General features: G+C 71.8%; 11 protein-coding genes, 2 tRNA genes and 1 pseudogene. 7 read left to right on the forward strand and 7 right to left on the reverse strand.

Annotated elements, in window-relative coordinates; all coding sequences use genetic code 11:
- Positions 1 to 620: 620 nt before the first annotated feature.
- The 3 genes from FLV34_RS31380 to FLV34_RS31390 all read right to left on the reverse strand — a co-directional run bounded on the left by FLV34_RS31380 (position 621) and on the right by FLV34_RS31390 (position 1,768).
- Positions 621 to 1,109, reverse strand: coding sequence for a nucleotidyltransferase domain-containing protein (locus FLV34_RS31380; protein ID WP_147944816.1), 489 nt, complete (start codon positions 1,107 to 1,109; stop codon positions 621 to 623).
- Between the two features lie 59 nt (positions 1,110 to 1,168).
- Positions 1,169 to 1,241, reverse strand: a tRNA-Ala gene (locus FLV34_RS31385).
- 71 nt (positions 1,242 to 1,312) lie between these two features.
- Positions 1,313 to 1,768, reverse strand: coding sequence for a rhodanese-like domain-containing protein (locus FLV34_RS31390; RefSeq protein WP_187280786.1), 456 nt, complete (start codon positions 1,766 to 1,768; stop codon positions 1,313 to 1,315).
- Positions 1,769 to 1,840: 72 nt separating this feature from the next.
- Between FLV34_RS31390 and FLV34_RS31395 the strand changes: the two genes are divergently transcribed.
- On the forward strand, positions 1,841 to 2,893 hold the full coding sequence (locus tag FLV34_RS31395; RefSeq protein WP_147944817.1) for a helix-turn-helix domain-containing protein: 1,053 nt from the start codon (positions 1,841 to 1,843) through the stop codon (positions 2,891 to 2,893).
- Here FLV34_RS31395 and FLV34_RS31400 read toward each other — a convergent pair.
- Together FLV34_RS31400 and FLV34_RS31405 are read right to left on the reverse strand one after the other, a co-directional pair.
- Positions 2,806 to 4,212 carry a SpoIIE family protein phosphatase gene (locus tag FLV34_RS31400; protein ID WP_147944818.1) on the reverse strand — a complete coding sequence of 469 codons (1,407 nt, stop codon included), beginning with the start codon at positions 4,210 to 4,212 and terminating at the stop codon, positions 2,806 to 2,808. The genes FLV34_RS31395 and FLV34_RS31400 overlap by 88 nt on opposite strands.
- A gap of 72 nt (positions 4,213 to 4,284) precedes the next feature.
- The gene (locus FLV34_RS31405; protein WP_205829875.1) at positions 4,285 to 5,004 is read right to left on the reverse strand and encodes a class I SAM-dependent methyltransferase; all 720 of its coding nucleotides are present in this window, start codon (positions 5,002 to 5,004) and stop codon (positions 4,285 to 4,287) included.
- A gap of 150 nt (positions 5,005 to 5,154) precedes the next feature.
- Here FLV34_RS31405 and FLV34_RS42810 point away from each other — a divergent pair, with 150 nt between their 5' ends.
- Both FLV34_RS42810 and FLV34_RS43470 read left to right on the forward strand, forming a co-directional pair.
- Positions 5,155 to 5,277: a hypothetical protein gene (locus tag FLV34_RS42810; protein ID WP_260617129.1), complete on the forward strand. Its 123-nt coding sequence runs from the start codon at positions 5,155 to 5,157 to the stop codon at positions 5,275 to 5,277.
- Positions 5,278 to 5,425: 148 nt separating this feature from the next.
- Positions 5,426 to 5,884, forward strand: a pseudogene (locus tag FLV34_RS43470) (low temperature requirement protein A); the annotation flags it as partial.
- Positions 5,885 to 5,923: 39 nt separating this feature from the next.
- Here the strand turns inward: FLV34_RS43470 and FLV34_RS31415 are convergent.
- Positions 5,924 to 6,487: a helix-turn-helix domain-containing protein gene (locus FLV34_RS31415; protein WP_142645811.1), complete on the reverse strand. Its 564-nt coding sequence runs from the start codon at positions 6,485 to 6,487 to the stop codon at positions 5,924 to 5,926.
- Positions 6,488 to 6,554: 67 nt separating this feature from the next.
- Between FLV34_RS31415 and FLV34_RS31420 the strand changes: the two genes are divergently transcribed.
- Together FLV34_RS31420 and FLV34_RS31425 are read left to right on the forward strand one after the other, a co-directional pair.
- Positions 6,555 to 7,262: an AzlC family ABC transporter permease gene (locus tag FLV34_RS31420; protein ID WP_147944819.1), complete on the forward strand. Its 708-nt coding sequence runs from the start codon at positions 6,555 to 6,557 to the stop codon at positions 7,260 to 7,262.
- On the forward strand, positions 7,253 to 7,561 hold the full coding sequence (locus tag FLV34_RS31425; protein WP_142645813.1) for an AzlD domain-containing protein: 309 nt from the start codon (positions 7,253 to 7,255) through the stop codon (positions 7,559 to 7,561). Before FLV34_RS31420 ends, FLV34_RS31425 begins: the two co-directional genes overlap by 10 nt.
- A 617-nt stretch (positions 7,562 to 8,178) precedes the next feature.
- Here FLV34_RS31425 and FLV34_RS31430 read toward each other — a convergent pair.
- Positions 8,179 to 8,251, reverse strand: a tRNA-Ala gene (locus FLV34_RS31430).
- 93 nt (positions 8,252 to 8,344) lie between these two features.
- Here FLV34_RS31430 and FLV34_RS31435 point away from each other — a divergent pair.
- The gene (locus FLV34_RS31435; protein WP_142645814.1) at positions 8,345 to 9,259 is read left to right on the forward strand and encodes an RNA polymerase sigma-70 factor; all 915 of its coding nucleotides are present in this window, start codon (positions 8,345 to 8,347) and stop codon (positions 9,257 to 9,259) included.
- Positions 9,256 to 10,416, forward strand: a complete 1,161-nt coding sequence (locus FLV34_RS31440; RefSeq protein WP_147944820.1) for an FAD-dependent oxidoreductase — start codon at positions 9,256 to 9,258, stop codon at positions 10,414 to 10,416. Before FLV34_RS31435 ends, FLV34_RS31440 begins: the two co-directional genes overlap by 4 nt.
- The last annotated feature ends 62 nt before the right edge of the window (positions 10,417 to 10,478 follow it).

Genomic DNA, 10,478 nt, shown 5'->3' on the forward strand with positions numbered 1-10,478 from the left:
CAGTTCCACAACCGCGACCGCTACCAGCACCCCGAGCGCTACACCCGCCGCAACGTAGGCGAAGACCGCTGGGCCTTCACCTACCACCGCCTCGGAAGAGCACGGCGGCTACGGGAATGACCGCCCAAGCAGAGGGCCGAGGGCCGAGGGCCGACGAGAGGGTCACCGGTGCGCTGTCCACGGGGGCTTCACCGTGCTCACAGGGCTTCACCGTGCTCACAGGGCTTCACCGTGCTCACAGGGCTTCACCGTGCTCACAGGGCTTCACCGTGCTCACAGGGCTTCACCGTGCTCACAGGGCTTCACAGTGCGGCACGGCGGCATGGGCAGCCGCCGGGAAGTCAGGCGTCGAGGCAGCCCTGCACGGCCTCGACGGGATCGACGTGGGAGACCTTCATGAACCACCGCGACTCGTAGGCGCCGACGTGCGGCAGGTGTCCCAGAGCGTACGGCGGTTCCAGTGGTGCGCCGGGACGAAGCCGAACGTCACGATGTCGCCGGTCGAAGGGCCGGATTGGATACCGCCTGCATCAGTCGGCCGCGAATGGCCCCACGACGAAACGCCGTCCCTGGTGGTCGCGGATTTGCGTGAGCGCGTCCTGTGCCTCATGGGCCAGTGATCATTGGTGGGCCGGCGGAATCTCGAAGCCGAACGTCTCCCCCAGCGCACGAACGTCCCTGCGGTCCTTTTCCTGCGGTGGGTACGCCGTCTTGAAGGCCAACATCCACTCCGGAGCGACGCAGTCCACGACATGGCCGTTGATCATTCCCTGTCCGGTGAGCGAGCCGTAGGGGTACGCGATCCCGTAGACGTGGTTTCCGGCTTCGTCATATTCGAAGACGTGCACGTCGACGCTGTGGCCCCGGCCGTCGGTCAGGACGTAGTTCCACGCGGTGTCGTCGCCGTCGCGCCTCTTCACATAGCCGAGGCCCCGCATGTGCCCGGCGAAGTCCTCTTCGTCTCTGCGGTCCACGGCCAGGTCGAGATCCGGGTGATCTCTCGTCTGCCTGCCCAGGAGGGCGTCCACGCACCAGCCGCCGTCGATCCAGACCTTCACCCCGCGCTCGGCGAGATGCTCGTAGATGCGGCAGACCGTTTCGGCGTCCATCAGAACGCCGAAAGCCGCCCTCCGGGCGGAGGACGGCTCTCTTGGTGATCCGGTCACTGTGGAGCTATGGGGATTCGAACCCCAGACCCCTTCCATGCCATGGAAGTGCGCTACCAGCTGCGCTATAGCCCCTTGCCACACCGCGTCGGCGATGCCTCGCCAGTGTATAGGACTTCCGCGGTGTGGGTGTAACCGAGAACGTTTCAGCAGGCGCAGGCGGCTCCCGCCGGGGCGGTGAGCGGGTCGGCCGGCCGGGTGCGCACTCCGGAGGGCCCGACGACCGGGAAGCCCTCACGCACCCAGTATTCGAAGCCGCCGATCATCTCCTTGACCCGGTAGCCCAGCCGGGCGAACTCCAGGGCCGCGCGGGTGGCGCCGTTGCAGCCCGGCCCCCAGCAGTAGGTGACCACGGTCACGTCACGGGGGATCAGCGCGGGCGCCCGGGCGGCGATCTCGGCCGTGGGCAGGTGGACGGCCCCTTCGATGTGGCCCTGCCGCCAGCTCTCCGCGCTGCGGGAGTCGACCACCACGATCGCCGGCTCCCCGGAGAGCAGGTCGGCGCGTACGTCGGACACGTCGGTCTCGAAGGTCAGGCGGGCGGAGAAGTGGGCGACGGCGGCGGCCGGCTCGGCGGCGAACATGTGCGTTACGGCGGACATGCCGACCAGAGTGCCCGGCCGCCCTGCCATGCCAGAAGAGGCGTGAACGCCCGATATCGCTAATATTCCGCCATGCTCCCGCTCCCCGACCGGAGCCGTACCGTGTCGGTGCTGGCCTTCGACGGCATGAGCCCCTTCGAGCTGGGCTGCGTCGTCGAGGTCTTCGGGCTGCCCCGCCCGGAGCTGGACGTCCCCTGGTATGAGCTGGCCGTGTGCGCGGAGAGGCCCGGCCCGCTGCGGGCGGTCGGCGGGTTCACGATCGAGGCGGCGCACGGGCTGGACGTCTTCGCCGGGGCGCGGACCGTGATCGTGCCCGGAGTCCCGGACGTGCGGGCGGAGATCTCCCCCGCCCTCACGGACGCCCTGCGCCGGGCGCACGACGGCGGGGCACGGGGCGTGTCGATCTGCTCGGGCGCGTTCGCGCTCGCCGCCGCCGGGCTGCTCGACGGGCGGGCCGCGACGACCCACTGGCGGTACGCCGCGCTGCTCCAGCGGCGTTTCCCCGAGGTCCGGGTGGATCCCGGAGTGCTGTACGTGGACGAGGGCGACGTGCTGACCAGCGCGGGCAGCGCGGCGGGCCTCGACCTGCTCGTCCATCTGGTGCGCCGTGACCACGGGCCGAGCGTGGCCAACGCGGTGGCCCGCAGGCTGGTGGTCACGCCGCACCGGGAGGGCGGGCAGGCGCAGTTCGTCGAGACGCCGGTCGCGGAGGTGGAGGCCGGTGATCCGGTGGGCAGGGCGATGGACTGGGTGCTGGCCGATCTCACCCGGCCGGTCACGGTCGCCGCGCTGGCCCGGGTCGCCGGGATGTCCGAGCGCGGCTTCATCCGGCACTTCGGCCGCCGCACCGGGACGAGCCCCCTGCCGTGGGTGATCGCGCAGCGGATCGCCGCCAGCCTGCCGCTCCTGGAGGCGACGACGGCTCCCATCGAGGAGGTGGCGGCCGCCGTCGGGTTCGAGAGCCCGGTGACGTTCCGCCACCATTTCGGCCGTTCGATGCGTACGTCGCCGTCGGCGTACCGGAAGGCGTTCCGGCGTCAGGGGATCGCCAGCGAGAACCAGACCGTCTTGCCTCCGGCGACCCGGCTGGTCCCCCAGTGCTCGGCGAGCTGGTTGACCAGGTAGAGCCCCCTGCCCTCCTCGTCGAGCGGGCCGGGCTCGTGCACCACCGGCAGCCGGTGGTCGTCGTCGCTGACCTCGCACAGCAGGTGGTCGGTGCGCAGCAGCCTGATGGTGATGGGCCGCTGGGTGTGCTGCACGGCGTTGGTGACCAGCTCTCCGGCGAGCAGCTCGGCCACCGGGATCATCGACGTGAGACCCCACGAGCCGAGCGTCCGGCGGACCAGGCCGCGTACGCGCGACGGCGTCGTCGGCAGGGGCTCCAGCAGCCACTGGGCGACGTGCTCGCTGGGGATGCCGCGGAACCGGATGGCCAGCACGGTGACGTCGTCGGTCCTCTCGGCGGACAGCACGTCGTCGCTCAGCGCCTCGATCGAGGCGCCGTTCGCGAGCCTGCGGCGCAGCAACTCGACGCTGAGCCCGATGTCCTGCCCGCGCTCCTCCACGAGCCCGTCGGTGTAGAGGACGAGCATGCTGCCGTCCTCCGCCGCGATCTCCATGGTCTCGAACGGCGTGCGGCCCAGCCCGATCGGCGGGCACCGGGGCGGCGACAGCACCTCCGCCTTGCCGTCCGCGCCCAGCAGGATCGGCGGCAGGTGCCCGGCGCTCGCGATCGTGCACCTGCGCAGCACCGGGTCGTACACGCAGTAGACGCAGGTGGTGAGCGTCTGCGCGGCCAGCCGCTGGGCCATCTCGTCGAGGGAATGGAGCACCTGCTCGGCCGGCAGGTCGAGCGAGGCGAGGGTCTGCACGGCCGTGCGGAGCTGGCCCATCACGGCCGCGGCGGCCAGCCCGTGCCCCATGACGTCGCCGACGACCAGGGCCACTCTGCTGCCCGGCAGCGGGATGACGTCGTACCAGTCGCCGCCCACCCGGTCCGCGGCCGGCTTGTAGCGGTAGGAGATCTCCAGCCCGGGCAGGTCGGGCGGGTCGCCCGGCCGCATGCCGCGCTGGAGGGTCTCCAGGGTCTCGTCCTGCTGGCGGTCGCGCCGCCCGTGGTGGATGGCGAGCGCGGCGGGCACGGCGAGCTGCCCGGCGGCGAGCACGTGGGCCTCCCCGAAGGGCGGCCGCCGGCTGTCCCGCGCCAGCAGCGCGCAGCCGACGGGCTCGCCGTACGCCCTGAGGGGTACGGCGAGCAGGTGCTCGTCGAGCAGCGCCGCCTCACGGATCTCGTCGCCGGCCCAGCGCGGCGGCAGCCGTCCGTCCGGATCGACCCGGTGCCAGACGGCGCCGTCCACGTAGACCGCGGCGGCGTCGGCCAGCTCCGGCACCACCGCCTCGCAGAGGACCCTCGTCGTCATGTCCGGGCCCTGACTCTCGCCCATGGCCCGGACGACACCGCTGACGTGGCTCAGTACGGCGAACGGCTCCCCGCCTCCCGACACGGGTGTGGCCGCTCAGAATTGGTCACGCCGGCAGTTGACGAAGAGCTGGATTTCCGGCGGCGCCTGTGTGGTCGCGGGAGCATACGAAATGTGATTCTCCGACAGCACGCTGAAACCGGCGGCTTCGACGACCTCGCGCAACTCGTCGCGCAGATATCCGGTCACCCGCACCGGAGCGCCGAGAAACTGGAAAGGAACGTCGTCGAGGTCGATTTCCACCATGCTCAGCGAGAACAGGCCGCCGGGGGCGAGCACACCGTGGATCGCGCGGAGCGCCTGCTCGATTTCGGCCCGGGGCAGCATGAGCAGGCTGAAGAACGCCGTCGCGGCGTCGAACACGCCGAGCGAGTCGTCGAGGTCGAGCACGTCGCGTTCGAGGAACGTCCCGGTCGGCACGTTCTTGCGCGCCAGATCGAGCATGACCGGGGAGATGTCGATGCCGGTGACCTCGCAGCCCGCCTCGGCGAACTGCTGCGCCGTGGGCGACCCGGTGCCGCAGCCGACGTCGAGGACGCGCGATCCCGGCTTGAGCTGCTTGATCATCCATTCACCGGCGGCCACCTGGCCTTCCTTGTGCGGGAAGGCCTCGTCGTACCGGCCGCCGATGCGATTGAACGCCTCAGCTTGGATGGCGCGGTACTCCTGACGCGGATTGTCCGGTCCTGATTCGATTGTCATTGTCGCCGCCGTATTGATCAGCCGTCTTTTGCCTTCTTCTAGATAGGGGACCACACCCTGACAAGTCAAGACATTGCACGGCCAAAAAGGCATTTCGGCCATCAAATGTGTCAAAGATCGTTGTCAACTCCGCCCGGCATGCCGATATGCCAGATGTCAGACCAGGGAGGGTTCGCGTGATCGGCGAGGTCCGCGAGGCACGGCATGGCCGCCGTCACGGTCACCCCGTACGACGACGGCGGCCGGATCGACGAGCCGGCGCTCGCGGGCGTCGTCGAACGGCTGACGAGGGGCCGGTCTGGCTGTGCGCTGTACGCCCGCCGATGACCGAGTCGAGCGGCCCCGGCCGCCAGCGGGTTTCGGACATCCGGCGTACGCTCACCTGAGCCCGCTTCCCGGCGAGGACCGCCTCGGGCTTCCTCGGGCCACGTGGGCCGGTCGCGCCACAGCACGGTGACGCTGCCGGGAGTCGATCCTGGTCACCGGGGCGACCTTCGCCGCGCACCCGTCGCCCGAGGGCGGCACTGCCCTGCTCACCGCGTTCGGCGCGAGCGTCGGCCCGTGGTGGACCTACTTCGGCAGCAGCGCCGAGGCGGGCAGCCGGGTCATCGCCGCATCGGACGACCCGGGGCGGCTCGCCCGGTCCGCCTACACCTTCCTTCACCTGCCGATGGTCGCGGGCATCGTCGTGTCGGCCGTGGCCGACGAACTCGTGATCCACCACCCGGGCGGCCACATGGCGCCCGGAACGGCGACCGCCATCCTGGGCGGCCCCGCGCTCTTCCTCATCGGGCACGCGCTGTTCAGGCGGGCCGTGTGGGGGCGTGTCCCACGGTCGCATCTCGCGGGGGTGCTCGTCCTCGCCGCTCTCGGGGCGATCGCCCCGCCGGCGCCGCCCCTCGCGCTCGCGGCGTGCGCCACCGCGACCGTGGCGGGCGTCGCCGTCTGGGCGCAGTGGCGAGCCGCAGGCCGCCTAGACGTGCTCCATGACGATGACCGCAGTGGTGTCGGGTTCGAGTGCCTCGAAGATGTGGGGGGCGTCGCCGGGATAGGCGATGTAGTCGCCCGGCCCGAGCTCCACCGGTTCCTCCGCGGGCCCGGCCAGGGCGCGTCCGGTGCCGATGAGCAGGTGCTCGACGGTGCCGGCCATGTGCGGGTCCGAGGTGCGCGGCGGGCCCGGCTGGGCCGAGATCCGGTAGAGGTCGCGCCGCGCGTTGGGCGGGCACGACGCCAGCAGGGTGGCCGCATAACTGGCCTGCTCGGAGTAGGTCGCGGGCCCCTCCCCCGCCCGGATCACCCGTACGGCCGGCCGGGGCGGGTCCACGAGGCGGCTGAACGGCACGCCGAGGGCGACCCCGAGCGCCCACAGCGTCTCCACGCTCGGGTTGCCGACGCCCGACTCAAGCTGGGAGAGCGTGGACTTGGCGATGCCCGCGCGCTTGGCCAGCTCGGTCAGCGACAGGCCGGCCCGCTCACGCTCCTTGCGGATCGACCCGGCGATGAGCGTGATCAGGTCGAAGGACGGCCTCTCACCCATGTGTTCGCTCCACACTTCCACTTGTTCGACTTGACGAACACCATCATCGTTGTTCACTCTACTGGACATGCATTCGCTCTGGCGAACACTTGATCGCGGCACGCTCCGCGACATCGCCCTGGTGTGCCTCGCCGACGCCATGGTGGGCGCCGCGTTCGGCGCGATCAGCGTGTCCGGCGGCCTGCCCGCGTGGGTGCCGGTCGTCATGTCCCTGCTGGTGTTCGCCGGAGGGGCGCAGTTCGCCGCGGTCGGCGTGGTGCTGTCCGGCGGCGCCCCGATCGCCGCCGTCGCGGCCGGTCTGGTGCTGAACGCGCGCCTGCTGCCGTTCGGCTTCGCGATCGGCGACGTCCTCGGCGGCCGGTGGTGGACCCGGCTCACCGGCGCGCACCTCATGACGGACGAAGCGGTGGCCTTCGTGCTGCGCGACGGCGATCCCCGGCGGCGTCACGCGGCGTTCTGGGCCTGCGGGCTCGGTCTGTTCGTGAGCTGGAACGCGGCCGTCGTGCTCGGCGCGCTGGCCGGGCGCGGCATCGGCGACACCGGCGCCCTGGGGCTGGACGCGGCCTTCCCCGCCGTGTTGCTCGCCCTCGTGCTGCCCTCCCTGACGGAACGGAACGCCCGGACCGCCACCCTGCGGCGAGCCTGCCTTCTGGGTGGGGTGGTCGCGGTGGCGGCCACGCCGTTCCTGCCCGCGGGCCTGCCGGTGCTGCTCGCCCTGACCGGTCTCGTGCTCGCCGTACGGACCCCTTCCGGTGCGGAGGTCCCATGCCCCTGATCGCCGTCCTCGCGCTGGCCGCCGGCACCTACGCGTTCCGCCTGGCCGGGCCGGTGCTGCGGCACCGGCTGCGTTTGCCCGGCCGCCTGCGTCACCTGCTGTCCGTCGCCGCGACCGTGCTGCTCATCGCCTTGGTGGCGACCTCGGCCCTCACCGAGGGGCAAGGCTTCGCCGGATGGGCCAGGCCCGCCGGGGTGCTCGTCGCCGGGATCCTCACGCTGCGGAAGGCGCCGTTCCCCCTGATCGTCGTCCTCGCCGCCGCCACCACCGCGATCCTCCGCCTCCTCGGCGTCCCCTGATCAGCGAAGGCGTCAGAAAAGAGAAAGATTGGGCAGCGGCTTTCCCGCCGTCTCGATCAGGCTTTCCGCTAGTCGATCTCGTTGCGGCGACGGCGTAGCGCGCCAAAGTCCCTGAAGGTGTTACCGAACTGGGCTCTGAGCACCTCTTCGATCACGTAGTGCCCGCCCGAAGAGGTAGGCCGCAGCCCTGGTGAGCCAGCACGGCCGACGCGCCCAGGACCCGAAGATCGCCAGCGCTTCGACCCCCGGGACATCGGCGAACTCCTGCTCTATGAACGCGTGCGGCCCGAACGACAAGGTCAGCAGTTCGGTGAGCGGCTTGGCATATCGGCCGTGCGCCTTGGCGCGAAGCAGATGCGCTCTGCCCACTCGGCGATCGAGGAGGAGCCCTGCCTCCACAGGCGACCCGCGAGTTCGGTCAGAGAGAACTCCCGCTCCGGCTGGAGGTACAGCAGTGCGAGCAGCTCCGCCTGGTGCCGGGAACGGAAGATCGGCAACAACGGCGGCGCTTCACTACGCATAGATGCAAGTCATCACCCATCTAAGTGGAGCTTCCGGGTGCTTGAGGCCTCGGGGACGACAAAAAGGGCGGTCGATCGACCGCCCTTGAGGTGTTGTGGAGCTATGGGGACTCGAACCCCAGACCCCTTCCATGCCATGGAAGTGCGCTACCAGCTGCGCTATAGCCCCTTGCGACGGAGCCAGTGTATAGGAGTCCGCGCGGCTGCGGTAATCGGACGAGCCGATGTCACATAACGGCGGGCATGATACGTCTGGCATGTCATGACCATCGAAGTCTTCACCGCGCACCGGAGCCTGCTCGCGGGCGTGGCCTACCGCATCCTCGGCAGCGCCGCGGACGCCGAGGACGTGGTCCAGGAGGCGTGGCTGCGCTGGGCGGAGGTGGACGCCGCGTCGGTGGCCGACCCGAAGGCCTACCTCGTGCGCGTCACCACCAACCTCGCCATCGACCGGCTGCGCCGGGTGCGGGCCAGGCGGGAGGCGTACGTCGGGCCCTGGCTGCCCGAGCCGATCATCGGCGCGCCGGACTCCGGGGACGCCGCGGAACACGCCGACAGCATCGAGCTGGCCCTCCTCGTCGTGCTGGAGACGCTGTCCCCGCTGGAACGGGCCGTGTTCGTCCTGCGGGAGGCGTTCGGCTTCTCCCATGGCGAGATCGCCGAGATCCTCGGCCGGGGCGAGCCCGCCGTACGGCAACTGGCCAGGCGCGCCCGCGACCACGTGCGCGAGCGCAGGCCGCGCTTCGACGTGGACCGGCGGGAACGGCGCACGATCACCGAGCGCTTCATCGCGGCCTGCACGGAAGGGGACATCGAGGGCCTGACGGCGCTGCTCGCCGCGGACGTGCGCATGGTCGGCGACGGCGGCGGCAAGGCGCGGGCGCCCCTGCGGGAGGTGACCGGCGCCATGCGGGTCGCCCGCTTCCTCCTCGCGATCGCGAGCGCGGAGGGCCGCAAGCGCTTCCTGGCCTCCATCGGCGCCAGCCCCGGCGAACGGATGGAGGTGGGGATCGCCGAGGTCAACGGCGGGCCCGCGATCGTCGCCTGGCTGGACGGCCGTCCCGTCACGGTCATCTCGCTGGTGATCAACGACGGACTGGTGGACACGGTCTACCTCATCGCCAACCCCGACAAGATGTCACGGATCGGGGCCCCGGATGCGTCCGGGAGTGCATGACAGAAAACATCACCATCGTGGGCGGCGGGCTCGCCGGCCTGCCCGCCGCCATCGCCTGCGCGGAGGGTGGCGCGACCGTCGTCCTGCACGAGGCACATCACCCCCTCGGCGGGCGCGCCCGCTCCACCGCCGCGCCGTACGGCGCCAACGACGGCACCCACGCCTTCTACGCCGACGGCCGGCCCTGGCGGTGGCTGGACGAGCGGGGGCTGGTCCGGCCGTACGCGGCAGTGCGGCCGGGGCACCTGGCCAGGGCGCGGTTCCGCCGCGACGGGAGGCTGACCGTACGGCCCCCGGCGGGGGTGCTGCGGATGATGGCCGGCCGGGCCGAGGCGCCGGTGGACGAGGACTTCGGCTCCTGGGCCACCCGGCGCTTCGGCGCCGAGGCCGCACGGGCCGCCGCCGGCATGCTCGGCATCGTCACCTACGAGTCGGACCCCGGCCGGCTGTCGGCGGCCTTCGCCTGGGAGCGGTTCCGGCGGGCGTTCGGCCCGCGCTACCCGGCCGTGCGCTACGTGATCGGCGGCTGGGGACGGGTGATCGACCGGATGGCGGCGCGGGCGCGCGACCTCGGCGTACGCATCGAGACCGGGTCGCGGCTCGACCGGCTGCCGGAGGGGCGGGTGATCGTGGCCACCTCCCTCGACGCCGCCCGCGGCCTGCTGGGCGACGACTCGCTGCGCTGGGAGAGCGGCCGGGCGGTGCTGCTCGACCTCGCGGTGCGGGCCGACCGGCGCGACCTGTTCCTCGTCAGCGACCTGGACGAGGGCGGCTTCCTGGAGCGCTACACGCTGCCCGACCCGTCGCTGGCGCCCGAGGGCGAGAGCCTCGTCCAGTTGGAGATGCCGATGCGTCCCGGCGAGTCGAGGGCCGCGGCGATCGCGCGGCTGGAGCGGATCGCCGACCTGGCCCTGCCGGGCTGGCACGAGCGGACGACCTGGCGCCGCGACGCCGTGGCCGCCGGGCGCACCGGCGCGCTCGACCTGCCCGGCGCGACGTGGCGCGACCGGCCTGCGGTGCGGCGCGGCGACGGCGTGTGGCTGGCCGGCGACCAGGTCGCGGCGCCCGGCCTGCTCGGCGAGGTCTCGATCAACAGCGCGCTCGCGGCGGCCGAGGCCGCGCTCGCCGCGCGGCCCCTGTCCCGGCGTGCGGCCTGACGGAACGCGAACGGGCCCTTCCCCAGGAGGGGAAGGGCCCGCGAGACATCATGACCTTGAGC

It is taken from the genome of Microbispora sp. CSR-4 (assembly GCF_008033685.1).
GTDB lineage: Bacteria > Actinomycetota > Actinomycetes > Streptosporangiales > Streptosporangiaceae > Microbispora.